The organism is Helicobacter heilmannii (genome assembly GCF_001283065.1).
In the GTDB taxonomy this organism is placed as follows: domain Bacteria; phylum Campylobacterota; class Campylobacteria; order Campylobacterales; family Helicobacteraceae; genus Helicobacter; species Helicobacter heilmannii.
The window spans coordinates 378,963-405,067 of record NZ_CDMK01000002.1 but is presented as its reverse complement, the minus strand read 5'-3'; the positions used below and the strand labels follow the sequence as shown (position 1 = coordinate 405,067).

The 26,105-nt window shown below is 48.2% G+C and carries 25 protein-coding genes; 11 read left to right on the top strand and 14 right to left on the bottom strand.

The window, feature by feature from the left end:
• Window positions 1-136: 136 nt before the first annotated feature.
• Both AOG36_RS06135 and AOG36_RS06130 read right to left on the bottom strand, forming a co-directional pair.
• Entirely contained in the window at window positions 137-628 is a 492-nt protein-coding gene (locus AOG36_RS06135) for a KdsC family phosphatase (RefSeq protein WP_129593204.1), read from the bottom strand.
• Window positions 629-1,018: 390 nt separating this feature from the next.
• The gene (locus tag AOG36_RS06130; RefSeq protein WP_015106988.1) at window positions 1,019-1,414 is read right to left on the bottom strand and encodes a tetratricopeptide repeat protein; all 396 of its coding nucleotides are present in this window, start codon (window positions 1,412-1,414) and stop codon (window positions 1,019-1,021) included.
• 263 nt (window positions 1,415-1,677) lie between these two features.
• On the opposite strand from AOG36_RS06130, the gene gad reads away from it, so the two are divergent.
• A complete protein-coding gene (gad, locus tag AOG36_RS06125) occupies window positions 1,678-3,126 on the top strand; it encodes a glutamate decarboxylase (RefSeq protein ID WP_015106990.1) in 1,449 nt (482 codons plus the stop codon).
• A 101-nt stretch (window positions 3,127-3,227) separates the two neighbouring features.
• Here gad and AOG36_RS06120 read toward each other — a convergent pair whose 3' ends face one another.
• From AOG36_RS06120 to AOG36_RS06090, 7 genes are all read right to left on the bottom strand, one after another.
• Window positions 3,228-3,776, bottom strand: a complete 549-nt coding sequence (locus AOG36_RS06120; protein WP_015106991.1) for a YtfJ family protein — start codon at window positions 3,774-3,776, stop codon at window positions 3,228-3,230.
• A 937-nt stretch (window positions 3,777-4,713) separates the two neighbouring features.
• Window positions 4,714-5,490 carry a 4-hydroxy-tetrahydrodipicolinate reductase gene (gene dapB / locus AOG36_RS06115; RefSeq protein ID WP_015106993.1) on the bottom strand — a complete coding sequence of 259 codons (777 nt, stop codon included), beginning with the start codon at window positions 5,488-5,490 and terminating at the stop codon, window positions 4,714-4,716.
• On the bottom strand, window positions 5,487-6,425 hold the full coding sequence (gene trxB, locus AOG36_RS06110) for a thioredoxin-disulfide reductase (protein WP_053825735.1): 939 nt from the start codon (window positions 6,423-6,425) through the stop codon (window positions 5,487-5,489). Before trxB ends, dapB begins: the two co-directional genes overlap by 4 nt.
• A 7-nt stretch (window positions 6,426-6,432) precedes the next feature.
• Window positions 6,433-6,750, bottom strand: coding sequence for a thioredoxin (gene trxA, locus AOG36_RS06105; RefSeq protein ID WP_053825679.1), 318 nt, complete (start codon window positions 6,748-6,750; stop codon window positions 6,433-6,435).
• 65 nt (window positions 6,751-6,815) lie between these two features.
• A complete protein-coding gene (locus AOG36_RS06100; RefSeq protein ID WP_053825678.1) occupies window positions 6,816-7,151 on the bottom strand; it encodes a YraN family protein in 336 nt (111 codons plus the stop codon).
• Window positions 7,148-8,290 carry a homoserine dehydrogenase gene (locus AOG36_RS06095; protein ID WP_015106996.1) on the bottom strand — a complete coding sequence of 381 codons (1,143 nt, stop codon included), beginning with the start codon at window positions 8,288-8,290 and terminating at the stop codon, window positions 7,148-7,150. Before AOG36_RS06095 ends, AOG36_RS06100 begins: the two co-directional genes overlap by 4 nt.
• Before the next feature lie 6 nt (window positions 8,291-8,296).
• Window positions 8,297-9,535, bottom strand: coding sequence for a cation:proton antiporter domain-containing protein (locus tag AOG36_RS06090; protein ID WP_053825676.1), 1,239 nt, complete (start codon window positions 9,533-9,535; stop codon window positions 8,297-8,299).
• Window positions 9,536-9,631: 96 nt separating this feature from the next.
• Between AOG36_RS06090 and AOG36_RS06085 the strand changes: the two genes are divergently transcribed.
• The 7 genes from AOG36_RS06085 (at window position 9,632) to AOG36_RS06055 (ending at window position 15,126) form a co-directional block, all read left to right on the top strand.
• Window positions 9,632-9,943, top strand: a complete 312-nt coding sequence (locus tag AOG36_RS06085; RefSeq protein WP_015106999.1) for a hypothetical protein — start codon at window positions 9,632-9,634, stop codon at window positions 9,941-9,943.
• Complete coding sequence (locus AOG36_RS06080) at window positions 9,934-10,230, top strand: CiaD-like domain-containing protein (protein WP_015107000.1); 297 nt, start codon at window positions 9,934-9,936, stop codon at window positions 10,228-10,230. Before AOG36_RS06085 ends, AOG36_RS06080 begins: the two co-directional genes overlap by 10 nt.
• A 61-nt stretch (window positions 10,231-10,291) precedes the next feature.
• On the top strand, window positions 10,292-10,975 hold the full coding sequence (arsR, locus tag AOG36_RS06075) for an acid response regulator transcription factor ArsR (RefSeq protein ID WP_053825675.1): 684 nt from the start codon (window positions 10,292-10,294) through the stop codon (window positions 10,973-10,975).
• Window positions 10,976-12,244 carry an ArsS family sensor histidine kinase gene (locus AOG36_RS06070; protein ID WP_015107002.1) on the top strand — a complete coding sequence of 423 codons (1,269 nt, stop codon included), beginning with the start codon at window positions 10,976-10,978 and terminating at the stop codon, window positions 12,242-12,244.
• Window positions 12,244-13,443 carry an amidophosphoribosyltransferase gene (locus tag AOG36_RS06065; protein WP_053825674.1) on the top strand — a complete coding sequence of 400 codons (1,200 nt, stop codon included), beginning with the start codon at window positions 12,244-12,246 and terminating at the stop codon, window positions 13,441-13,443. Before AOG36_RS06070 ends, AOG36_RS06065 begins: the two co-directional genes overlap by 1 nt.
• Window positions 13,436-14,404 carry a porphobilinogen synthase gene (gene hemB / locus AOG36_RS06060; RefSeq protein WP_015107004.1) on the top strand — a complete coding sequence of 323 codons (969 nt, stop codon included), beginning with the start codon at window positions 13,436-13,438 and terminating at the stop codon, window positions 14,402-14,404. Before AOG36_RS06065 ends, hemB begins: the two co-directional genes overlap by 8 nt.
• Complete coding sequence (locus tag AOG36_RS06055; RefSeq protein ID WP_015107005.1) at window positions 14,404-15,126, top strand: YebC/PmpR family DNA-binding transcriptional regulator; 723 nt, start codon at window positions 14,404-14,406, stop codon at window positions 15,124-15,126. Before hemB ends, AOG36_RS06055 begins: the two co-directional genes overlap by 1 nt.
• Here the strand turns inward: AOG36_RS06055 and ruvX are convergent.
• Genes ruvX through ilvC form a run of 5 tightly spaced genes read right to left on the bottom strand, consistent with a single transcriptional unit; the run spans window position 15,108 to window position 18,359 of the window.
• Window positions 15,108-15,500, bottom strand: coding sequence for a Holliday junction resolvase RuvX (gene ruvX / locus AOG36_RS06050; protein ID WP_015107006.1), 393 nt, complete (start codon window positions 15,498-15,500; stop codon window positions 15,108-15,110). The genes AOG36_RS06055 and ruvX overlap by 19 nt on opposite strands.
• Entirely contained in the window at window positions 15,497-16,312 is an 816-nt protein-coding gene (dprA, locus tag AOG36_RS06045; RefSeq protein WP_015107007.1) for a DNA-processing protein DprA, read from the bottom strand. The genes ruvX and dprA overlap by 4 nt, the downstream gene beginning before the upstream one ends.
• The gene (gene minE, locus AOG36_RS06040) at window positions 16,313-16,561 is read right to left on the bottom strand and encodes a cell division topological specificity factor MinE (protein WP_015107008.1); all 249 of its coding nucleotides are present in this window, start codon (window positions 16,559-16,561) and stop codon (window positions 16,313-16,315) included. It abuts the gene before it with no gap.
• On the bottom strand, window positions 16,558-17,358 hold the full coding sequence (gene minD / locus AOG36_RS06035) for a septum site-determining protein MinD (protein WP_015107009.1): 801 nt from the start codon (window positions 17,356-17,358) through the stop codon (window positions 16,558-16,560). Before minD ends, minE begins: the two co-directional genes overlap by 4 nt.
• Window positions 17,359-17,366: 8 nt before the next feature.
• Entirely contained in the window at window positions 17,367-18,359 is a 993-nt protein-coding gene (gene ilvC / locus AOG36_RS06030) for a ketol-acid reductoisomerase (RefSeq protein ID WP_053825673.1), read from the bottom strand.
• A 73-nt stretch (window positions 18,360-18,432) separates the two neighbouring features.
• On the opposite strand from ilvC, the gene AOG36_RS06025 reads away from it, so the two are divergent.
• The 3 genes from AOG36_RS06025 to AOG36_RS09420 all read left to right on the top strand — a co-directional run bounded on the left by AOG36_RS06025 (window position 18,433) and on the right by AOG36_RS09420 (window position 25,869).
• Window positions 18,433-21,048, top strand: a complete 2,616-nt coding sequence (locus tag AOG36_RS06025; RefSeq protein ID WP_053825672.1) for a phosphoenolpyruvate carboxylase — start codon at window positions 18,433-18,435, stop codon at window positions 21,046-21,048.
• Window positions 21,049-21,057: 9 nt separating this feature from the next.
• A complete protein-coding gene (locus AOG36_RS06020; RefSeq protein ID WP_015107012.1) occupies window positions 21,058-23,175 on the top strand; it encodes a hypothetical protein in 2,118 nt (705 codons plus the stop codon).
• Between the two features lie 189 nt (window positions 23,176-23,364).
• Window positions 23,365-25,869, top strand: coding sequence for a TonB-dependent receptor family protein (locus tag AOG36_RS09420; RefSeq protein ID WP_015107013.1), 2,505 nt, complete (start codon window positions 23,365-23,367; stop codon window positions 25,867-25,869).
• Window positions 25,870-26,105: the final 236 nt, after the last annotated feature.

Below are 26,105 nucleotides of genomic sequence, written 5' to 3'. Positions count from 1 at the left end.
GCCCACCTGAAACTTGGGGGATTTCGTGCAGCATCAAGATCGCCCCATCCCCCTTATAGTAATTTTTAGCTAGGGGGGTTGTTGGACATCATCATGGCCAAAGATTTGAGACTTTCTTTTAAAGCTTGGAGCATGGTTAACTCCTTAGCTCTCTAGGGTTGTTTAGCCATAAATCAATGAGCGCGCGCACACCACCCTCGCCCCCATTTTTAGGCGAGATGACAATGCCGGGCAAGGCTTTTAAATGGGGATGGGCATTAGCCACGCAGCCCTTAAAGCCCACGCACTCCAATACAGGGATATCATTGAGGTCATCGCCTACATAGGCGACATTTTCTAGGCTGATATTTTCTCTGGTACAAATTTCTTTCAACGCCTCTAGCTTGCCCTGTGGTCTACACCCCTGGTACAGATAATCCATTTTCAACCTCTTGGCGCGGTGCTCGACTATGGGTGTGACTTCGCCCGTTAAAATGCCTGTTTTGATCCCCTCCTCCCTTAAGAGTTCAAAGCCGATCCCATCGGCCACGCTAAACTTTTTAAATTGTTGCCCGCTTTCTAAATAATACATCCCTCCGTCCGTCAAAGTCCCATCACAATCGCATAAAAAGACCTTTAAAACCGCCATCTTTGTCCTTGTTTTATTTGGATAAAGGCCTATTTTAGCACGGCTTGGGGCAAATCCCCTCAAAGTCCACGCCCCTTGAATAGAAAGCATGCGATGCCCTTTATCTATGAATAAAGCAGAGGAGTAGATTTATAGATGATTAGAAGCGCAAAACAAGGGCGTGCCATGGACCTTCTGTGGGGTGGATTTTGCCTTCTCCTTGCGCGCAATCATTTTAAACAAAGAAACACCAAAACCTATCCATTGGTGGGTTTGGCAACCAAGGGCACACCCACCCTCACTTGAACAGCATGTTTTATAAAAAACGACAACACGCACGGGCATCTCAATATAATGACTCAGCGGGCAGACACACCAAATTAGATAGAGGTCAGAGCAGAAAGAGTTGCCCTATGATGCTTTCCTAAGGCGATAGCTATGGCTTCTTAACAATCTTTCTAATGCGATCTTGGCCACGAAATCCCCCATCTCTGCTCCCTTTTCAAAACATCTTTTGGCTCTGACGATGTCTTGTGGTCTTTCATACCCGTATTGGTAAATGAGTCCCAAGGCGTGGTAGGCTCTAATCTCTCCATGCTTGATGGCTTTTAAAAAATAGTCAAACGCTCTTGTTCTATCTTGGACCACCCCGTCACCCTTAAAATACAACAACCCTAAGCGGTAGTACTTACGACCACACATGCCGCTCTCAGCTTTGGAGTGGAACTCTTTTGCCTTCTGGTAGTTTTTATTCTTGAGAGCCGCCTTAACCATGTCAAAATACGAACTAAAACCACATAGGCACATGCCGATCTCCTGGTTCTTACAAACTGGGTTGCTATTTTATCATTTTTTTTGTATTTGTACGCCTATTCGGGCGGTTTATTCATCGTTGATTCTATCCTTGCAGAGGATGTGGGAGCTTGTGGCGCGCCCGCAATGCACCCTATAAATAGGAATTTTTAGGGTGCAACTCGGATAACCTCCAAAACACAAAGCCCCAAACAAACTACATAATCCACTCCCATTTACCCACTTGTGCTATACAAGCTTATTTCACGGAGGTTTGTATGCTACACAAGAAAAGCCACATCGACAGAGATGAAGAGAAATTTGTTTTCAAAGCGGACAGCTCATCCACGCCCATTTTTGGCAGCATAGAAAGCGATGTCTTGTTGCCCCGCGAGAAAATCGGGCAAAAGATGATGGACCCGCGCATCGCCTACCAGCTGGTCTCCGATGAGATGATGCACGATGGCAACCCCCGCTATAACCTTTGTACCTTTGTGCAAACCTACATGGAGGAGGAGGCTAAAAAAATCATGCTCGACTCCATGGCAACCAACGCCATTGACAAGGCCGAGTACCCTCAAACCACAGAGATTGAAAAACGATGTGTGAATATCATCGCTAACCTATGGAGTGCCAACACTGATGAGGACTACATGGGTACCTCCACCGTGGGCTCGTCTGAGGCGTGTATGCTGGGCGGGATGGCGATGAAATTCCGCTGGCGCAAGAGGGCACAAGCTTTAGGTATCGACATTACAGCCAAAAAGCCTAATCTTATCGTGAGCTCTGGTTACCAAGTGGTGTGGGAGAAGTTTTGCGTGTATTGGGACATTGAGCTGCGCGAAGTGCCCCTAAGCGATTTTAACAACCTCACCCTAGACCCTAAAAAAGCAATTGCTCTTTGTGATGAGTACACGATTGGCATTGTGCCTATCATGGGCATCACCTACACAGGCGGTTTTGACGACATCGTGGCCTTAGACCAACTCTTAAGCGAGTACAACCAGCGCGCCAAATTGAGCGTGCCCATCCATGTGGATGCGGCCTCTGGGGGGCTGTATCTACCCTTCATGCAACCCGATCTAGCGTGGGATTTCCGTTTAAAAAATGTTGTGTCTATCTCTACTTCGGGGCATAAATACGGGCTCATTTATCCGGGAATTGGCTGGGTGCTGTGGCGGGATAAAGAGTATTTGCCCGAAGAATTGGTATTTAAAGTGGCGTATTTGGGCGACTTTGAGCCCACTTTTCAAATCAACTTTTCCCGCTCGGGTTCACAAATTTGGGCACAGTATTACTGCTTTGTACGCTGGGGCTTTGAGGGGTATAAAGCAGTGCATGCCAAAACCCGCGATGTGGGGCTGTTCTTGGCAAGGGGGATCAAGTCTTTAGGGCTATTTGACATCATCAACGAGGGGCAAAATATCCCCATTGTGTGCTGGAGTTTGAGCAAAAAGACGGTGCAAGAAAAACAATGGGATTTATATGATTTAGCCGAGCACCTGCGCTTTAATGGCTGGCAAGTGCCCGCCTATCCTTTGCCGGCGAACTTTCAGGAGGTGTCGGTGATGCGTGTAGTCGTTAGGGCGGATCAGAGCATGGAACAAATGTCTTTGTTCTTAAAGGATCTAAAGCAGGCGATTAAAGAGCTAGACAACACACGCACCAAGCGCATCAAGCGCACAGCAGAAGATGGCAAGGTCGTACCTGTGGGGTATACGCATTAAAACTTTAAAAACGAGAGCCCACCACTTTGGGCCAACCCAAAATTGCGTGCCTGCGTGCCAAGGGGTGGCGGGATTTAAGGGCATGTGCCCTGCTAAAGCCCCTATTCTTGTTGCAACTTTTTCGCTAAATCCAGCACTTGTTGTATTTGGGCATCTGTGAGCTTGCCCTCGTGCACGAAGTGTACCTTGCCCGCCTTATCCAAAACTACAATCAAACTCTCTTGCTTTTTTAAATCCCACGCCTTTTGCACCACGCCGTCAATATCCATCACTACTTGGCTGTCTGGGTGCTCTTTTTTTGCCTTTTTGGTTTCCCCCTTAACAAAAAGCCCTGTACCCATGATAGCATCGTCTATGTTGATAATATTAGTGGTTTGGTATTTGTGTGCATCAAAGTGCGCTGCCACGATTTTATCCATGAGAGGTTGGTTTTCGGCCTTTACGCTTTTGCGCCCCGCTATGTGCTGCAAAATCCGCACCTTGCCCACTAGGCTTTTGCTGTCCCACTTCTTGTAGTCGATGGAGTTGCCATGCAAGATAAGCTCACCCTTGTCCTCCACCACCACCTCCTTTAATGGCTGGTTTAAAGCGATATTCGTGGCTTGCACCATGCCAACAACCAACAACAGACTTGAAAATATCTTTTTCATGTTACACCTTAGATTAGATCTGTGAATTATACTAGATTTATGTAAATCCTCACCCCATTTCTAATTCTTGAATAAGATAGATTCTTGAATAAGATAGAATGGTTAAACGGAAACTTGCGCAAACAATCTTTCGAATCTAGATTTTATGTGTGGTTGTTATCGTGAGAAGAAAATATAAAAACCACCATGGCTTTGACCGATGCTTTCTAGAAGAGGTTGCTGGTTTAGAATTTTCTACCCTATGCACATTACACGGTACTTCTTGAGTTTTTTAATAACGACCTCTTGTCCAAATACACATCTCGCTATTGTAGTTTCTAGTTTCTCTTTGGAAGCTGCGCTTGTTATCTGATTAATTTTTATTGAAGGGTTTAGGTATTTTATATTTTAACCCAATTCCCTAGCTATGAGCTTTTCACTCCAATGTGGAGCTGAGTTTACACACCTGCTTATAAACCATCCTACCAAACTTTATCCAATTCTATAAAGCTAGACTTCTTGCAGTATCCTTATTCCATTCGACTCTGAGTAAAGCTTGTACTTTTGTCTCTTGTATCTTCAAGCTAAGTTTACAACTTTTAACATGAGGTCTTTTGAGGAAGGGAGTGCTCATTTACTAGAAACTCTGTATATTAAAGGCAGCGTTTGTTTGGCTAAATTTGGGGCTTATGTGGCAAAAATAAACTATGGATTTTATAGAGTTATTTTGCTGCTTCTGATGTTTCCCCCAGCTTAAAAGTAGTCATTGCCTACGCACACTTGTTTGTACTTTTTTCTAAGCAAGAGGGTGTGTGTGGCGGTGCTTTAGATTTGGTGTTTAGTGGCCAGCACCACATAAAATCAGCGCACAAACGGACTAAAGCCCCCATGCACACAACCTACCTTAAAAAGTTATCGTGGGGGATATCTGTGGGCTAGGGAGTACAATGCACGCTCTTTAAGAGCGGTAAATGTCTTGGATGTTATAAAGCCCAGGTTTTTGGACGGAAAGCCACTTGGCCGCTTCGAGCGCGCCCTTGGCAAAAATATTGCGGTCTGTGGCGGTGTGGCTGAGCTCCAAATACTCCCCGTCTAAATAAAAGCCCACGGTGTGTCGCCCCACCACATCGCCTGCTCTTAGACTCGTAAAGCCGATTTCGCCCTCTTTGCGTGCCCCCTCTCTGTGTTCTTGGCACACCTCTTTGAAATCCACCCCACGAGCGTAGGCGCAAGTTTGCCCTAAAGTTAGGGCCGTCCCGCTGGGCGCGTCTTTTTTAAAGCGGTGGTGGATCTCGGTAATCTCAATGTCAGCGTGCTCTAAGTTTTTTGCCACCGCCCCAACCACTTCATTGAGTACCGCCACGCCTAAGGACATGTTGGATGCATATAAAACAGGGACTTTTTGGCTCAGCTCTGCCAAAACCTGCCACTGCTCTTGCAAGCCCGTTGTGCCGCACACAAGGGGCAGAGGGGTTTGAAGCAGTGCAGATAAGAGTGTGTCCAAAGCCTTGGGTGAGGAAAAGTCGATCACAAGCTGGCAGTGGGCGAGAAACTGCTCCACATCGTTGGTTACAAAGGTCTCTTGGGGCAGGATTTGGGCGAGTTGTAGGCTTAAATTTTGGCGTAAAAAGATACTGGATAGGGCTAGGTGAGGGTGCTTTTGTATCTCTTTGGCGAGTAAGCCTCCGACCTTGCCACTTGCTCCCGAGATGCCTACTTGCAACGCTTGTGTCAAGAATGTCCCTCCAAATAAGCAAGGGCCGAGAGCGCGGCGGTGGCCCCATCTCCGGCCGCACAGACCACCTGTTTGGCCGCCTGTGTGCGCACATCTCCAGCGGCAAAGAGCCCTTTTATGTTTGTCTTCATCGCCAAATCCACCACAACTGCCCCATAAGGGTCGCAAGCACAGAGCATGCTCTTGTCGTCTTGTTTTAACACATCGTTATTGATCTCATAGCCCACAAAGATGAAAATCCCGGGCACAGATAGCTCTTTTAGCACGCCTGTATGGGTGTTTTTAAACACAACGGTGTTAACCCCGCTTGAATCACCCTTGATTTCTTCAACCACGGCTGGGGTGAGAAACTCGATTTTGGGGTTGTTCTTGGCTTTTTCTAGGGTAATGGGGGCGGCACGGAAAGTGTCGCGGCGGTGGATGAGATAGACTTTAGCGCAGATTTTGGCCAAATAAAGGGCTTCCTCTAGGGCAGTGTCTCCCCCGCCCAAAACCGCCACCTCCTTATTCTTGTAAAAGAAGCCATCGCAGGTTGCGCAGGTGCTCACCCCATTGCCCCAAAATTCGTTTTCACCCTTCACACCCGCCCTTTTAGGCCGGCCGCCTGTGGCTAAAACCACGCTCCTTGCGTGAAAGACTTTATTCTCATCAGTAAGAATCGCAAAATGCGCCCCGCTGGGCTTGATTTGGGTTACTAAAGCCATTTCATGTTTTAAGCCAAAGCGAAAGCACTGCTCCTGCCAAGGTTGCATGAAGTCTAGCCCGCTCACAATCTCACGCACCCCGGGGTAGTTCTCGATCTCACTGCTGAAAGTGATCTGTCCTCCAGGCGCGCCCTTCTCAAACAACACCACCTCCTTAAGCCCCCCTCTTGTGGCGTAAAGTCCCGCGCTCAACCCCGCCGGACCCCCGCCAACGATCGCCAAGTCTAACAAAGATGCATTAGAGGAGTTTGTCAATGTTGTCTTTCAAGGATTGTTTGGAGAGTGCCCCCACGGTTTGGTTGAGTATTTTGCCGTCCTTCATGTAAAAGACGGTGGGGATGCTGCGGATGCCATGGCGGGCAGCCAATTCTTCTTGTTCGTCTGTATTCACTTTACACACCTTAGCCCGACCGGCGTATTCACTCGCCAACTCATCAATGACGGGTGAGAGCATTTTACAAGGCCCACACCAAGGTGCCCAAAAATCTACGACCACTGCTCCGCTCTGAGTTTCCACATCAAAATTTTCATTTGTTAATTCAATATAACTAGACATCTGTTCTCCTAAACTTTTAATTTAGGCTGGCATTATAACATGGATTGTAAATCCTGCCTTTAAACTCAAAGTCCTATGTTTTGAATCCACGCAATGTGGCAATTTGGTAACTCTCCTTGTAGAGTGAGCGCGTCTATGCAAAAGGGCAGATCGCTGGGGTTTTCTTGCAAATATACTCCAATGGTGGCTTGGATTTTCTGCAATTTATGCGGTGTGATGGCATAGATCGGCTCTCCTTTACGCCGGCTTTTCACCTCTATAAAGTGCAACACCCCCTCCTTGGTGGCGATAATGTCGATCTCGCCAAAGGGGCTATAAAAGTTGCGGCAAAGGATGGCGCACCCCTGCTTTTGTAAATACACGCAGGCCAAATCCTCGGCTAGCTGCCCCCTCGCGTTCACGCTAAAATGGGATAAATCTGCGCCTGTGAGCCTAGGCCCTCTTGCAAATGGGCTAAGTTTGTGGGCGGTGTGGTGTAAATGTACTCTTGCTCTGCACAAAAGTGCAAAGTGGCGGGGATGTTTTGGGGCATGGGCTGCTCTAGGCGGACATAGTGGGGGGTGGGGGGGGTTGGGGCGGTGGCGATTCTGAGTAATTTCGTTGGCTGTGGGGGGTGTTTTTGTCTGCAAAAGTCCACAATGTCGCTCACCACAGCACTGGCTGTGGCAAGGCCTCCTGCCCCTGCACCATAATAAAAGGTCTCTCCCACACTATCGCCCACAAAAACCGCCCCGTTCATCACGCCCTCAACTTGGGCGAGCATGTGTTTTTGTGGCAACAAAACAGGCCCCACGCTCAAAGCCAAACCCCTCTGTGTTTGGCGGGCTTGGGCTAAAAGTTTTAGGCGATAACCTAGGCGTTTGGCATAGATTAAATCAGCGTTGGTGATCCTATCAATGCCACGCACTTCTACATCCTCAGGCGCAATCTGCCCCCCAAAGGCTAGGGACGCTAAGATGAGCAGTTTATGCGCGCTGTCTTGTCCACTGGTGTCTAGGTGGGTATTTGCTTCGGCGTAGCCCAGCTCTTGGGCTTGTTTTAGGGCATTTTCAAAACTTTGGCCTAAATCCATTTGTTCTAAGATGAAATTACAAGTTCCATTCACCACACCTTGTATGCTAATGATTGCATTGGACACCAGCCCCTCCTTTAAGGCTTTGATTAAAGGGATGCCTCCGCCCACACTCGCCTCAAAGCCGATGGGGCTGTGGATGAGCTCTTGATGCTTGGCAAGCATCGCCTTGTTTGCGCTGACAAAGCCCTTGCCTTGCTCTAGGGCCTTTGTGGCAAGTTCGTAGGCCAGATCCACCTGCCCGCTCAGTTCTACGATGAGATCGATCTGTGGGTCGTCTAAAAGGGTGTTGATGTCCGTGCTTAAGGCAAAATCTATAGAGCGTTTTTTATTTAAATTCCGAACCACTCCCCTTTGCACCACGAGTTTGTACCCGCACCTTTGCGCCAAGAGGGTGGCGTGTTTGTTTAAAATCTCCACCACACTTAAGCCCACACAGCCCAAGCCTACAATCCCAATTCGAACCATTCTTGATCAAGCCTTATTTCTGCTAAATTTATCGATAAAAAAGTCTACAATCGCGTCTAAGTATTTTAAAATAAAGGGGGTGATGAGCATAGAGAAAATGATCATCAGCACCAAGAATTGTTGGATTTCATCCCCACTCACATGGATGATGTCTTGGTCGCGTAAGAAGGCCAAAATGCCCTCATGTTTTTGCAGGATCAGAAGTTTGTGCTTGCTTGCGCTTAAAAATACCACCAAGGCAAACTCCCCAATTTGCGCCAAGGATAGGGCAGCCTTTAAAGAGCTCTTGCTGTCTCTAAAGATTTTTAAAATCCCGAACAAAAACGCTGTTTTTAAGAACATGGCGACCACGAGTAAGAAAATCACCGCAAAGAGGTTTTCAAACAAGAACTCTAGATGGATTTGCATGCCCACCGTAACAAAAAAAAGTCCCAAAAAAATGTTTTTCAGCGGGGCAAACTCTTCTTGCACCCGGATGCGATAACGCGACTTAGAGATCGCCATGCCCGCCACAAACGCCCCAAGTGACATGGAAAAGCCAAAGAAGTGGCTTAGGCTCGCCGCCCCAAAGACGATCAAAAGAATCGTCCCCATGAAAATCTCAGGCAGACGGCTCTCGGCAGCTAGACTTAAAATCCTTGTGGCAGCCAATTTGCCTGGTAGGAGCAATAGGGTTAAAATGATGGCTGCCGACACGATGGTTTTGACCACTAGACCTAAAAAGTGGTTGCTCTCCCCGCCCATGAGCATGAGGATCAAGAGCATGGGGATGGCGGCAATGTCTTGGAAGATCAAAATCCCCACCACGATCTTGCCCACAGAGGTGTTTAATTGCTTGCTCTCTTCAAAGAACTTGAGCACAATTGCCGTGGAGGAGAGCGAAAAGCCCATCGCCACAACCAAAGAAAATCCCCAAGACGAACCCATCACAAAGTAACCAAAGAGCAGCAACAAAATAGAGGTCAAGACCACTTGCAACCCCCCAAAGAGCAGGACCTCTTGTTTCATGGTTTTGAGCTTGTCAAAGTTAAACTCCAGCCCGATCATGAACATTAAAAACACGATCCCAAAGTCGGCGATTTCTGAAAGTGATTCAAAATCTTGAATATGGAAAAGGGCGGCGATGACAAGCCCGGTGAGGATATACCCGATGATGACGGGCATTTCGATTTTTTTAAGCAACAAACCGCTCACTACACTAAGCCCCAACCCTGCGACAACTACATATAGCGCATGCACTTCCATTTTGCGCTCTTATCCACCCTTTCCAACTGAAGTTAAAAGCAATGATTAAAAGGACCTATTATATAATAAGTTGAATAAACAATTAAGGTTTTTAGAGTGGAACAAGCGATTGCGTTGGCGGGTGTGTATGAATTACAGGGGCGTGTTGTGGAGGCCTTGCAGATTTACAAGAGCATTTTAAAGAGCGACCCGCACCACAAGCAGGCCCTCCAGAGCCATAAACGCTTGAGTGCACTCGAGCTAAAAAATCCCGAGTCTGCGCCTGCCAAACCCAAATCGGGGGCACATTTGAGCCAATACGCTCCCCTGCAACATTTTCAAATCCAAAACATGCAAACTTTATTCAGCCAAGCCGCCACCCCAGCAGAACTTGCAACAATCGAACAATGGTTGCTCAAATGGAATTAAAAAACATCATCTCCCAAGCCCTAGATGAGATCGAACAAGTGGAGCAACAGCCCAAAGCCGTAGCTGTACATAAGACAGCGCAAACTCCGCCTGCTAAACAAAACCCCAAGGCCTTGCAGGAAGAGCAACAATTCTTAAAGGATTTGGAGCAAAAAACGCTCTTGCTCTTTGAGGGGTTAAAATCCCCCCAGACCAAGAATTTACCCATGAAGTTGGATTTGGTGGTGAATTATCTGCAATACCAGCTGTATATGGTGCAAGAACGCTTAAAATCGTTCAAAGATTGATGTTTTTTTCATTGATTTTATGTTAGCATTTGGTTTTTGTTAACTTTCTATTGAGGTGCTTATGATCAAGATACTCATGATAGAAGATGATGTGGAATTGGCCGAGATATTGAGCGAGTTCTTAAGTCAACACGGCATAGAAGTGGTCAATTGCGATGAACCCTACACTGGTATCAGTGCTGCCACCACCCAACAATACGACCTGCTCTTATTAGACTTGACCCTACCTAATTTAGATGGGCTAGAGGTGTGCAAGCGCATTTCTAAACAAAAAGACATCCCCATCATCATTTCTTCAGCAAGAAACGACCTGAACGACAAGGTGGAAGCCCTAGAGTGCGGGGCAGATGACTACATCCCCAAACCCTACGACCCTAAAGAGCTTTTAGCCCGCATCCAATCCTTATTGCGTCGCTACAATAAAAAACCCGCTCAAGAAGAGGGACTCTCAAGCAAGAGCAACCTTTTTAGAATTGACCATGACGCTAGAGAAGTTTATATGCAAAATAGGAAACTTGAGCTCACAAGGGCGGAGTATGAAATCCTCACGCTCTTGATCAGCAAGAAGGGTTATGTTTTCTCTAGGGAGTCGATCGCCATCGAATCTGCATCTATAAACCCAGAGAGCTCTAATAAAAGCATAGATGTCATTATCGGGCGTTTGCGCTCTAAAATCGAGCAAGACCCCAAGAAACCTAAGCACATCATCTCTGTACGGGGAGTTGGCTACAAACTAGAGTTTTAAATGCCTTTTTCAATCTTTAGCAAGATTGTTTTTTTGTTTGTCATCTCTCTGACAAGCTTTGCGGCGTTTTCCTACTACTTCATCCGCTCGCAAATCGACCACGAGAACTTCCAAACCCAAATCCGCCACCAGCAATTCATCACCACGATCAACCAAGTCCTAGCCGACAAAAGTAACCGCTACTCCGCTGAGGTGTATTTACACGAGCTGGGTTTCCAAGAAATCTCCCAGCAAGAGTTACACGAAATCCTCTCCAAGCAACAAGGTACGATCGAAAATGACGAAAACCCCCTAGCCCACATCATCAAAGTCGGCAATAAAATCTTCATCTCGCTCAAAAGTCAGGGCGACACAGTGCTGTATAAGGAAATCCAAAAGACTTCTTACCGCAACTACTATTTTGCCATCTCTGTAGGGGCATTTTTAATCACCATGATTTTTGTTTTCATGTTGCAGGGCTTTGTCCCCATCAACGAGTTGCGTAAAAAAGTGCATTTGTTTTCCAATGGTGAAATGGACATCGAGTGCAAATTAGAGCAACAAGACGAAATCGGGGATTTGGCCCTAGCCTTTGACAACGCCATCAAGAAAATCAAGGGCATGAACGAGTCGCGCATTTTATTTTTGCGCGCCATCATGCACGAGCTAAGAACCCCCATCGCTAAGGGCATGATTGTTGCCGAAATGGTGCAAAATGGTGTGCAAAAAGAACGCCTCATCACCACCTTCAAACGCCTTAATTCCCTCATCGAGCAATTTGCCCGCATCGAACAACTCTCTTCTAAGAACTACAAAATCACTAAAGAAATCTTCTTTATGGACCGCCTCTTAGAGCATGTCAAAAACATGCTGCTCTTAGAGCATGGGAGCACCTGTATTGTGGCAAACTTGCCCAACTACACCTTTGAAACCGATTTTGAACTCTTCAGCCTTGTGATCAAAAACATGCTCGACAACGCCCTGAAATACAGTCCAGATCGGCAGGTGCAGATTGAGGCGAGCGGCAAGAATTTACTGATTTCTAATCGGGGCGAACCGCTCAAAGAGGATTTAATGCACTACTTCAAACCCTACTTCCAGCACGAAAACCCCAGCGAGGCGCATGGCTTTGGGCTGGGTATGTACATCATCAAAAGCGCGCTTGACACCCTAGAGCTGAATTTAAGCTATGCCTACAAGGACGAGCGCATCGTTTTTACCATCCACGACTGCATTTTACAAGAGTTTAGACATCTCTTTTTCAAATCCAAAAAGGGAGTCAAAGCCTAATGTTTGGGCTCTTTGCTTGCGCCACCCCCGCTCTTGCCCACCAAGCTCTGCTCTCCTTGCAGCACCGTGCTCAAGAGGGCATAGCCCTAGCCACTGCTGCCACCCATCTAGAGTTTAAACAATCTAGGGGGCTGCTTAGCAGCATACCGCCCGATTTTTTCACCCCAGCCCCCCATACTTTGGGCCAAGTTTTAGGCAGTTACCACGACTTTTATGCAAATGAGAGCCTAGCCATCGCCTTTTGCGGCCATCTACACAACACAACAACCCCCGCTAAGTTTATCGCCACAGCTCTAGAGCAAGCCAAAGCCCCCAGCCTAGAAGTCAAACTTCAAGAGATCGCCCCTGCCCTTAAAGGGGCGTATGCCTTTCTCGTTTTAACCCCCCATGCCTTAGTGGCAATGCGCGACCCCTTTGGCTATCGCCCCCTTTTTGTGGGGGATTTAAACGGCGGGTTTGTCCTAGCCAGCGAAACCTGTGCCCTGCAGGCTTTGGGGGCGATAAACATCAAGGAAGTGCCCCCTGCCACGCTCTACACCCAACAAGGCGCAGTGCCCCTAGCCCCCTCTACGCCTAGTCCCTGTGTGTTTGAAGCCATCTACTTTAGCCGTCCTAGCAGCATCGTGTTTAACCAAAGCGTGTATGCCCTGCGCGCTAAGTTAGGTCAAGCTTTGGCTAAAGAACACCCCCTAAAGGCGCATATGGTGGTGCCCATCCCCAATAGTGGGACATTAGCCGCCCTAGCTTATGCCAAAGAACTGAACCTAGACTTTGCCCCGCTTTTGAGCCTTAATCCCTATGTGGGGCGCTCCTTCATAGAGAGTACCCAAGAGGGTAGGGAGCTTAAAGCCCGCCAAAAATTCAGTTTGGTAACTGAGGGCGTGCAGGGTAAGGACATCATTTTGATAGACGACTCGCTTGTGAGGGGGACGACAAGTAGGGTTGTGGTGCAAATGCTTAAAAAAGCAGGGACTAGGCATATTCATTTGCTCCTCACCGCCCCACCCATTCTTGCCCCCTGTTTGTGGGGCATTGACATCCCCCGAGAGGGCGAGTTGTTGAGTGTGCTAGGTGGAGAGGCAAAGGCTATCGGGGCTACTAGCGTGGGCTTTTTGTCCTTAAACGCCCTTCAAGCCACCATCAACGCCCCCTTTTGTTCTCATTGTTTCATCCCAAAAAATAAGGATAGCCATGTTTAAACGATTCCGTCGTTTGCGATCCACGGCCACTTTGCGTAACTTAATGCGCGAAACAAGGTTATACACTGCCGACTTCATTGCCCCGCTCTTTGTGCGCCAAGAGGGCAAGAGCGCGCCCATCGCGTCCATGCCAGGGGTGTTCCAAATGGAGTTAGAAGATTTGCTTAAAGAGTGCGCCCTGCTGCAAAGCCTAGGCATTCAAGCGGTGCTGCTCTTTGGGTTGCCCAGCCACAAGGACGCGACCGGCTCAAGCGCTTTAAAAGACGACCACATTGTCGCCACCGCCACTAAAGCGATTAAAAAAAACTTCCCTGATTTATGCGTCATCGCGGATTTGTGCTTTTGCGAATACACCGACCACGGGCATTGTGGCATCCTTGAAAACGGGGCATTAGACAACGATGCCACTCTAGAAATCCTAGCTAAACAAGCCCTCATCTTAGTCCAAAACGGGGTGGACATCATCGCGCCCAGTGCTATGTTGGATGGTATGGTGAGCACCTTACGCCAAGCCCTAGATCAAAACGGCTTTAGTCACATCCCTGTCATGAGCTACTCAACTAAATTTGCCAGCAGTTACTATGGGCCCTTTAGAGAGGCGGCCAACTCCGCGCCCAGCTTTGGAGACCGCAAGGCTTATCAAATGGACTTTGCTAACCGCCGCGAGGCGATTTTAGAGAGTTTAGAAGACGAAGTGCAGGGGGCGGATATTCTCATGGTAAAACCCGCCCTTGCGTATTTAGACATCATCAGGGACATCAAAGAGCGCACGCTGCTGCCCCTTGCCATCTACAATGTGAGCGGGGAGTATTCCATGTTCAAGCTCGCCCAAGCACACAATCTGATGGATTACGACAATTTGGTGCTCGAAACCTTGAGCGCGTTTAAGCGCGCGGGGGCGGATATGATCATCAGCTACCACGCTAAAGAGGTGGCCAAACTACTACAGAAAGGATTTTAATGGGACGGGCTTTTGAATACAGGCGCGCGGCCAAGGAAAAACGCTGGGACAAAATGAGCAAGGTGTTTCCTAAACTGGCTAAAGCCATCACCTTAGCAGCCAAAGAGGGCGGGGGGGACCCGGCCAGCAACGCCAAGTTACGCACGGCGATTTTAAACGCTAAAGCGCAGAACATGCCTAAAGACAATATAGATGCAGCGATTAAAAGGGCAAGCAACAAGGAGGGGCAACTCGTGGAGGTGAGCTATGAGGGCAAGGCCAACCACGGGGTGTTGCTTTTCATTGAGTGCATGACAGACAACCCCACCCGCACCATCGCCAATTTAAAAAGCTACTTCAACAAAACCCCGGGGGCTAGCATTGTCAATAACGGCTCTTTGGAGTTCATGTTTGCGCGCAAAAGCGTTTTAGAGGGGCGGCTGGAGGATTTAAAGCCTTTAAATCTATCTTTGGAGGATTTGGAACTTAGTTTAATCGATTATGGGCTAGAGAGTTTGGAGGTGGAGGGGGAGAGCTTTTTTGCCATAGGCGATTACCAGGACTTTAAACAGCTAAACGAGGGCTTTGAAACCCTAAAAATCCCCGTGCACAAGGCAGGTCTGCAGCGCGTCGCCAACACACCCATTGCCTTAAGCGAGCAGGCCTTAGCTGAAAGTGAAAAGCTCATCGATCGGATTGAAGAGGACGACGATGTGATCGCCCTTTACACCAACATTTCTTGATAGCGTTTTAAGATTTCACAGGCGGCTAGGCTGTCTAGCTTGCCATCTTTGCGGGCGTTTTGGCGTTTTTGCGCCTTGAGATGGTGGGTGTGCTCTAGGGCATCTAGGCTTGTGTTGCCCTCATTGACAAACACAAGGGGTGCAAAGTTTAAAAGCCCCACAAAGTGCAAAACGCGTTTGCGGGTGTCGGCGTAGTGCTCTGGGGGCAACCCCACCACAAGACAGCTAGGTTTTTTGCTCTCTAGCAGGGCTTGCAACTCTGTACTGGCTTGTTTGCGGCTGGTGCGTAAAATGGGTTCTAGGGGCAAGACAACGCCCTGCACACCCATGGCTAACCCAATGCGTTTTAGGCCTATATCGCAAGCCATGATCATACAAGCACCACCCGTCCGTTTTCTCTTTTCACTACGCCCAAGAGCTCTTGCTCCAGCACCAAATCTCCAAACACCGCATAGGCTTCCTCAAAGCTGGGGGACTTTTGGCAAAAGGCTAAAAATTCGTCATCAGCGGGCTTAGTGGGGGGAGGTGTGGGGGTACTTAAGCCAAACTGGCGCGCCAAATCCCCCACAAAGACGGCTATGTCGTAAATCGCGCGGGCTTGATTGTGCGCGAGCAGAGCGTTTGTGCCCGGGCTCTCAAAAAGCCTTTGGGGCAGGACAAAGAGGGGTTTTTTTAACTCAAGCGCAAGCTTTGCGCTAGCCATTGAACCGCTGTTCTCCTGTGCTTCGGGGATCACCACCAAGTCGCTTAAAGCCACGACTAAGCGGTTGCGTTCTAAAAAGGTGAAGCGGTAGGGCTGAAAATCCTTAGCGTATTCGCTTAAAATCAAGCCCTCTTTGGCAATTTGGCAGATCACCTCGGCGTTGCTGGGCGGGTAAATGCGCTCTAAAGAGCAGGGGGCACACATGATCGTAGCAGGTAGGGCGTTTTTTTGGGCGATGATATCCACGCCTAAAGCCCCACCACTTATCACCACCACCCCGGTTTTAGAAAGCTCCTTAGCAAGCGCGGAGGTCATTTGTTGCGTGTAGGTGCTGGGCCGTCTTGTTCCCACAATCGCCACCTTTAAGGGGGCTTGCAAATGCTTTAGTTCCCCCACATAGTGCAGGAGTTTAGGGGGGGTTTTAAGGGCTTTAAAGCTTAAGGGTAGAAAGTCTAGAGGGCTTGGTGTGAAAGGGCTTAACATTTAAGAAGTGGGGGTTTGTTTTTCCAACACGATTTCCACTTCTAGAGTGTCTATGTCGTGGTTGGAGTTTGCCCTAACATCGATTTTGCTTGTTTGGGTGTATTTTTGCACCACGGCTAAAATCTCTTTTTTCATCTCCTCTATGTAGGGCAGGCGGACACTGCGCTCGTAGGCAAGTACGAGCGTCAGGCGGTCTTTGGCAATGTGTGCGCTGCTCGTGCCTTTAAACCATTTGGTGAGTAAAGTCATGCAAACAAGCCCCTTAACGCCCCCATCAACCCCCGCTTGGCCTTAAACTCCGCAAAGGGGACATCCTCGCCTAAAATGCGTTTGGTGATCCTTTGAAATGCTAGGGCACTCGGGCTCTGGGTGTAAATGATGGGCTCTCCCGTGTTTGTGGCAGATATGATTTTAGAATCCTCGGGCACCAAGCCGATTAAGGGCAAGGCAAGGATTTTTAACACATCCTCATTAGAAAGCATTTCTTGTTTTTCCACCAATTCGGGCTTAATGCGGTTGATTAAAATGTGTTTAACCATCTCCTGCCCGTCCTTGACCTTTTGGCTCTTAGCGTCCATGATCCCGATCACCCGATCGCTATCGCGCACACTGCTGACCTCTGGCGTTACCACCACAATCGCCCGATCGGCAAAGAGCATGGCGTGCTCAAACCCGCTTTCAATCCCAGCGGGCGAATCGATCAAGACAAAGTCAAACTGCGCCCTTAAATCCGCGATCAAGGCTTGTACTTTGGACTTCTCCAGAATATTTTTATCCTTGCTCTGGGAAGCGGGCAGAAAGAATAAGTCTTTATTCTTTTTGTCTGTGATTAAAGCCTGAGGCAACTTACAGTTGCCTTCCATCACATCCACCACATCGTACACAATGCGGTTTTCTAAGCCCAAAATCATGTCCAAGTTGCGTAGGCCTATGTCAAAATCAATCGCCACGACTCTTTTGCCCTGCATGGCAAGCCCGATGGCTAAATTCGCCGTAGAGGTGCTTTTACCCACCCCACCCTTGCCTGAAGTGATCGTGATAACCACAAAAACCCCTATTTGAACAAATATTGACGCAAATGTGCCCCTACCTGCTCTAAGGGGTGCGCCCCTAGGGCTTTACGGCTCTCGTGGATTTGGGGATAGCCCTGCTCTTTCTCTTCTAAAAACTTCTTGGCAAACGAGCCGTCTTGGATTTTCTCCAGAACGCCTTGCATACGCTCCTTCACGCCTGCATCAATGACCTTGCCGCCACTCACCAGCCCGCCGAACTCTGCGGTGTTGGAAATGTGCTCTTGCATACTAACTAACCCCTTGGCATAAATCAAATCCGTGATCACCTTCAGCTCTTGCACGCACTCAAAATAGGCGACTTCTTTAGGATAACCCGTCTCCACGAGAGTACTAAAGGCACTCAGCAGTAAATGCTCCACCCCCCCGCACAGCACCGCCTGCTCGCCGAATAAATCGCAATGGGTTTCATCCCTAAAGGTGGTTTCTAAAATCCCCACCCGTCCACAGCCCAAAGCGCAGGCGTAACTTAAAGCGATTTCTTTGGCGTTGTTATGGCTATTGTCTTGCTGCACGCCCATTAAGGCAAACACCCCCCACCCCTCTTTGTAGTTTTCTCTTAGGGCGTAACCTGTGCTTTTGGGCGACACCAGCACCAAACCCACGCCCTCAGGGGCTTTAATCTGCCCAAAGCACACGCTGAAACCATGGGCGAAAATCAAAGTCTGTCCGGGCTGTATGTAGGGAGCGAGCTCTTGCCTGTAAATATCGCCGTGGATTTCATCGGGCAAGAGAAACACTAAAGTGGAGCACTCTTGCACGCATTTTTTCAAGTTGCAGACTTTAAAGCCGTCTTTTATGGCTGTGGCAATGCTTGGGCTACCCTCATACAAGCCCACTTGCACCGCCACCCCGCTATCTCTCAAGTTAAGTGCGTGTGCCCGCCCATGTGCCCCGTAGCCCAAAATGGCGACTTTTTGGTTTAAAAGTGTTTCTAAATCGCCATCTTGGTCGGTGTAAATGGGTAAATCACCCATAAATTACCCTTTTATTTATGATAAGTGCCTATTCTAAACGAAAACAACTTAAGTTTTGTTTTTAGGAGCGTGCATGGCACAAAACATCCAGGTGGAATTAGACTTTTTGCAAGATTTGCTCTTAGAAATTCTACAAGAGTTTAGCCCTAAAAGCACCCGCTATTTTAGCACTCTTAAAAACCTCTTTAAAGACTACGCCCCGCCCACGCAATTAGCCCAAGAGTTGCAAGCCACAATCCAATCCGAGCAAATTTTAGAGGTGATCAAAGCCTTTTCGCTCTACCACATCTTGGCTAATCTCGTGGAAGAGCGCTATAAAAACAAGCAAGCCTCCACCACGGGGCTAGCCAAAGCCCATAAAGACCTAAGCCAAGCAGGCTTTAGTCCTAAAGAGCTTACTGATAAATTGCAACACATCCGCTTTTACCCCGTTTTCACCGCCCACCCCACGCAATCCATGCGCCGTACCTTCTTAGAAGCCATCCAAGAAATGTTTAGCGATCTTGCCACGATTTTTGACCACCCCTGCGACCCAATCGCCATGAAAAAGGCCAAAGAGAGACTGGCCTACCGCTTGCGCCTGCTGTATAAAAGCCACCTGGTGCGCCAAGAAAAACTAGAAGTGCTCTTTGAGCTAGATAACCTGCTCTATATTTTAGAAAACTCGTTTCTGCCCAGCTGTTTAGATTTATGCCAGCAAATCCAAGCGGCGTTTAAAACCCCCCCTACCCCCGCCCCGCTTAAACTGGGCAGCTGGATTGGCGGGGATCGCGACGGTAACCCTATGGTTACCAATGCCCTCATGCGTGAAGTTGTGGCGATCCAACACCATTTTGTCATCGACCTCTATCTCAAAGAGCTGGATAAATTGCGCCGTGAGCTCTCCATCTCTGTGGATTTTTGCCCCATCTCTGCTACCCTGCAGACGGATTTAAAGGAATCTTATCACAAACTAGACCCCACCAGCGCAAGGCTACACCCCAAAGAACCTTTTCGTGCCAAGTTGCTTTTAATGCAAATCAAACTAAAAAACCGCCTCATCGCCCTAAATTCGCCCACACCCATCGGCTTTAGCTACCAACATGCCAGCGAACTTGTTGCCGATATTGATTTGCTTTTAGAAAACTTAGAACCAAGCTTGCAAGGCTCGATGCGCCGTTTTAAAAATTTAGTTTTGCTAACAGGCTTTCATTTACTCAGCCTTGATTTTAGAGAACATCGGGCAGTGTTTGTCAACGCCCTTAGCGAGGTTTTTTCCCTGCTCTCTCTTGCCACCGACTTTTACGCCTTGCCTGAAGAACAAAAGCTAGAAGTCCTAAACCACGCTCTAGAGCTAGAACCCATCTCCTTTTGGGCTCTGCTGCCACAGGTGAGCGCAGAGTGTAAACGGCTACTAGAAGGCTTTTTAACCATGCTTTGGGCGCAGTGCAAAATCACTAAAAACGCCTTTTCAAGTGTCATTATCTCCATGACAACACAGGCAAGCGACTTATTAGCGGTGCTCTGGCTGGTTAAACAAGTGGGGCTAGAAAAGGATTTATACATCACTCCCTTATTTGAAACCATTGAGGACTTAGATCACGCCCCCACGATTTTAAAAACCCTGCATGGCAACCCCCACTACAAAGCCTATTTGCAGGGCATGCAAAACACCCAAGAAATCATGGTGGGCTACTCAGATTCAAGCAAGGATGGGGGGATTTTTGCGAGCAATTATAATTTACACATGGCCATCTGCCAATTAGTCGCTCTAGGCCAAGAGCTTGGCATTGAGTTCATTTTGTTCCATGGGCGGGGAGGGAGTGTAAGCCGGGGTGGGGGGAGCTTGGAGGACGCTTTATTAAGTGCTCCGCTTTTTAGCGTACAAGACACCTTAAAACTCACCGAGCAGGGCGAAACCATCAGCTCAAGGTATCTTAACAACACGAGCGCGCTGAGTAATTTGTCTAACATTGTGGGGGCATTGTTGAAAAAGTCACTCTATGACAAACGGGGCCTGTCTAAAAATCCCATCAACCCCGATACTAAAGAGCTCTTACAAACACTCTCCAAAATCTCCTACACTGCCTACCGCCAACTCTACACCATGCACGGTTTTTTGGAGTACTTCAAGCAAGCCACCCCCATCGCCTTCATCCAAGAACTCAATCTAGGCTCACGCCCAGCCAAGCGTAAGGAAGGCACGAAATTAGAGGATTTACGGGCGATCCCATGGGTCTTTGCATGGACGCAAAATAGAAGCATTTTACCGGCGTGGTTTGGGGTGGGCAGTGCGCTTAAGGGTGTAGCTTTAGCTGATTTACAAGCCTGCTATCTTGAGGGTGGGTTTTTTAAGGTGGTGATCGACAATATCGCTCAGGTGCTTTTAAAGGTGGATTTAGGCATTGCTAAACAATACCACGCCTTTGCGAGCAGTGTGCCAAATGCCACAGAGATTTTGGCGCAGATTGAAAGCGAGTTTGTCACAAGCTTGGAGCGTATTTTGGCCATCCGCCAAGAAAATGCCCTATTGGAAAAAGACGGGATTGTAAGGCAGGGGATTTTGTTTAGAACCCCCTACATCAATGCGCTCAGCTGCTTACAAATTGAGCTCATCAAGGCCTTCAAACAAGACCCCAAAGACCAAGTGAAACTCGCCATCCAAAGTACGCTTATCGGCATCGCTCAAGGGTTACGCAATACAGGCTAGGGGGTGTGTATGTTTTGGTTTTTATGGTTTCTGTGTGCGCTGTGTCTACAAGCCCTCACCATCCAAACCCTAGAAGATTTGCCCTTAAAACAAAAGGGCGGGGACTTTAGCGGGGCTGTTGTTTATAAAAACACCGCTCAAAAGCAACTCATCATAGAGGGGACTTACCAACTTAAGGGCAATCAGATCACTTTGCAGGCCCTATGGCTTAAAAAGTTGCCTCTAAAAAAATCCAAAAAGAGTACGCAAACCAAAGCCAAATCCACCACCCCCCTAAAGGATCTAAAAGCCACCCAGGATTTAGGGGCGATTTTGCCCGATAAAATCCACAAACACACCCGCATTTATTTTAAAGATCCTAGCCCCGCCAAAATGGCGCAAATATTGGGGATAGAGTACCAAGACTATATCCGTTTTTCACCCCAAGAAAAGAGTGCTTTTTTAAACCCCATTGCCCCTCAAAGCATGTCTTTACAAGCAAGAGAAGAGAGAGAACAAACCCTCCAAGATAGAGAAAGCAAAACCAACCCAAGAAGCTATGCCACCACGCCCAAAACCTACAGCACCCGCACCCGCAGTACAAGTTCAAGGCGTACAAGAAGCACGAGAGCAAGAAGCCGTTCTAGAAGTGCTGCAAGCTCACTAAGGAGCACAAGAAGTACAAGCTCAAGGACTAGAGGTACAAGTACACGCAGTACACGCAGCACTGCTAACCCTAACGCTGCTAACCCCACCACCACAAGGGAGCGCAACATAAGAAGCTCTACAAGTTCCAGACGTACCGCAAGCTCCAGTACAAGGAGTAGAAGCCGCAGCACAAGGCGCACACACAGCACAAGGCGCACAGCCAGCACACAAGAGTATAGCCAAAACCAAAACTTTAACCAACCTTACAACCAAGCCCAAAGCACACAGCCCCAACATGATAACCCCTATGGTCCAAGCTATAATCCCCCAAGCCAACACTATCCTTCAAGTACAAGTGCACCCACTTACAATCCAAGCCCCACCTATAGTCCAAGTTACATGCCCCTGCCTCTAAACTATCCACAAACCAGCACCTCCCCCATGCCAAGCCCCACAAGCCAAACCCCAAGCACCTCCACCACGCCTAAAGCCTTGCAACCTACTCCAACCTCCCAAACCCCGACAAGCACTCTTATGGAAATTTCCAAAGAAACCACCAAACCCACAGAGAGTCAAGATAAACCCACAGAACCCACAGAAAAGAAGGCGGTACTAGAATCCACAGAAGGTAAGAAGGAGCAACCAACTAAGCCAAGCCAAGAACCCCCCACAGACAAAGAAGCTACCAAAGAAGCTACCAAAGAAGGTGCAATTGAGGGGAAAAATCTAGAATTAAAACCCCAAGCCAGGCTAGAAGTGCCGGCAAATTTAGGCATGGGTGGGGTGCAAGAGGAGGCTTGCGGAGTGTGGAGCTATGATGATGAAAAATTGCAGGCCAAACGGCCGAGCGTGATGCATGTGTTGGATAAAGCCAGCGGGCAACTTTTAAGACTAGGGCCTTGTGATTTTAACGCCGATAAGAGCAGTGGCAAGGGGGCGGGGATCACCCTGCCCTATACAGAGTTGCCCCCTAGGGTGGAGGTGCTAGGCCCCACCACAACCACGCATACCTTTATCTTGAGCAAGGCCAATTACAGCCAAAAGCTGTGCTACAGGGCAAAAACCCGCCAGTGCTTGCATCTTGAGCCAAACACCACCACAAAATGGACCAGCACCTACTCCACCACCACCACAAGAACCATTAGAACCTACCAACGCCCTCCCCAAGTGGGGCAAGACATCCCCACCGAATACAGCACCACCTCTGAGGAGGTGAAAGCCGAAAGAAAGAGCGACATACAGAAAAATGATCTGCATTTAAGCCCCAAGTTTTTAGAATTTGTGGAGGTGTATGAAAAAGAATATTTAGACAGCCAAGTGGTGCACTCTAAGGAATATTTAGAGTGGCGGGATCGATATGTCCGCCCCAAACAGGGCACTTGTCAAGAGTACCAAATAGAGGAATTGATTAAAGACAAAAGGGTACGCCCGAGCATCCACAACACCCGAATCCTTTGCGTCAAGAGCGGGGACTATTTACTAGAAGAAGAAGATAAATAAAAAGTTAATTGGGCTGAATTTTTTAGAAAATCTTAAGTTTATTAGAATACAATACACTGTATTTATTAAAAAATTTTAATTTTTATTACCAAAATACAAGCATCTATGCTAGTAAAGTTTTTTAGATTCTATCCACTCATCGGTTTTTAAAGTTTAGAGCAAGGAGTTTTCATTGCGTAAGAAATTGTTGTGGCCTTGACGGCAAGTTTGGCTTGGCAGGCATCTCTTGTGGCTAAGGATAAAACCTACACTTTGGGCAAGGTGTCTACCGCCGGACAAAGAGATAAAACCGACTACTCCGGACATGTCAATTTGGGCTATAGCGGAATCACCGCGCCTAAAAGCTGGCAAGATGAAGAGGTGAAAAAATACACGGGTAGCCGCACAGTGATCTCGCATAAAGCCCTCAGCCAACAGGCCAACCAAAGCATCGAAGAGGCGTTGCAAAATGTTCCGGGCTTGCAGGTGAGAAACACTACTGGCGTAGGGGCGATGCCCAGTATCCAAATCCGTGGCTTTGGGGCGGGGGGCTCAGGACACGGCGATGCCACCTTGATGCTGGTCAATGGCATCCCCGTTTATATGGCACCTTACTCGCACATTGAGCTGGACATCTTCCCCGTAACTTTCCAAGCAATCGATCGCATCGATGTGATTAAAGGTGGGGGGAGCGTGCAATACGGACCTAACACCTATGGCGGGATCGTCAATATCATCACCAAGCCCATCCCCAAACATTGGGAAAACCAAGTGGCGGAGAGAACCACCTTTTGGGCTAAGGCGCGCAATGCAGGATTTGCTGCGCCTCCTGGCAAAACCGGTAATCCCTCTTTCTTAAAATCTTTGGGCAATGACATCCTTTACAACACCTATGTGCGCAGTGGAGGGATGATCAACAAACATGTTGGCGTGCAGGCGCAGGCTAACTGGGTCGATGGGCAGGGCTTTAGGGACAACAGCCCGACCAATATCCAAAACTACTGGCTCGATGGAGTCTACGACATCAACGAAAAAAACGGCATCAAGGCCTACTACCAATACTATAAATTCAACATCGCCCAGCCCGGGAGCCTAAGCGCAGAGCAGTACCAAGAAAACCGCTTTGCCAACATGCGTCCTTTGAACTCCAAAGGCGGGCGATCCCAGCGCTTTGGCATCGTGTATGAAAACCGCTTTGGCGACTTAGAAAAAATCGGGGGGACTTTTAGCTTCACCTACTATGGGCAATTCATGACGCGCGACTTTCAAGTGAGCTCTAGCTACAACAGCGCGAACATGGTGACTTGCTTTAGTGCTGCAAGCTGTGCGGCGCAGGGGCTTAGTGGCTACAATTTGGCCGTGCCCTACTATGCCACGAACTACAATGGTTGGGCGGAGGTAGAAAACCCCGTGCGCTCCATCAACAACGCCTTTGAGCCTAAGGTGAATCTCGTGGTGAATAGTGGCAAGGTGAAACAAACTTTTATCATGGGCTTACGCTACATGACCACCACCTTTTTGCAACGGCAATACATGAACACCAACGAGTGTGCCACCAAAACGAGCGGCGAGGGGGCGGGCTTTTTGTGTGCGGGGGCTAATGATATGAGCGGCTGGAAACCCCACATCAAACATGGCCTATATAAGAACTGGAACGACTGGCGCAACGACTACACCGCCGTGTATTTGAGCGATCGCATTGAGACTTGGAATGGGCGCTTTTTTGTGGTGCCCGGACTGCGCTACGCTTTAGTGCAGTATAACAACGAAAATGCCTCTGACTGGTACTCCATCCCCAAAAAAGACCTAGAAAAAATCAAAAACATGAACAACTGGATGCCCTCGACTAACATAGGCTTTATCCCCATACAAGGTGATCACACGCTGCTCACCTACTTTAACTACCAACGCTCCTATGTCCCACCACAATTGGATGTTTTGAGCTATGGTGGGGCGGAATACTTCACCCAACATTTTGACACCGTAGAAGTTGGGGCGCGCTACACCTATAAGAGTAAGGTTAGCTTCAATGCCGACTTTTTCCGCATTTGGGCGCGGGATTTTGCGACCGGGCAATATTCTATCTACACCAGCGGACCTATGAAGGGCAATGTGCGCCCCGTCAATGGCTATTCTCAGGGTGTAGAGTTAGAGGCATACTATAGACCCATTCAGGGTTTACAGCTCCACGCCGCCTTTAACTACATTGACACAAGGGTTACCAGCCACGGACCCTTGACAGACTTAAACGGGGATGTGTTGAAGGGGACGAGCTATAACAAGCACTTCCCCTTTGTGAGCCCCTACCAATTCATCTTAGACGCGCGCTACACCTATAAAAAAACCACCTTTGGTTTGTCTAGCTACTTTTACAGTCGGGCTTACAGCGGGATCAGCAACAGCGCAGCGGGGGGCTACTATGGGACACAACACTATAGTGCAGGTGCTAACTTTGAGAGCGTGTTAAATAGCGGCTACCAATGTGCGGCGTGGTGTATGACCCAACACGAGGGGATGTTGCCCTGGTATTGGGTGTGGAATATCCAAGTGAGCCAAGTCTTTTGGGAGAGTGGACGGCATAAAATTGTGGGCAGTTTGCAAGTGAATAATATTTTCAACATGAAATACTATTTTACCGGCATCGGCTCTAGCCCCGCTGGCTTGCAGAGTGCCCCCGGTCGCTCGGTTACCGCGTATTTGAGTTATACATTTTAGAGATTGCCCTTAAACTTATCACATTTAGTAACACAATCTGCAGACAGGCAAAATTTTGCTCTGTTGGTTGCAGGAGGGTTTTAAGATTTTTGAGACAATGGCGGGGTATGTCGTACTAGGAGTCTCTATGATTTTGAACTATGCCTTGGATATTGGCAAGCTAGGGTTGCTCTGTTTAGGAGTGAGTGTCTTTTTTTACTACCTCTATGGGCTCTTTCTAACCCCTCCCCCCCCAA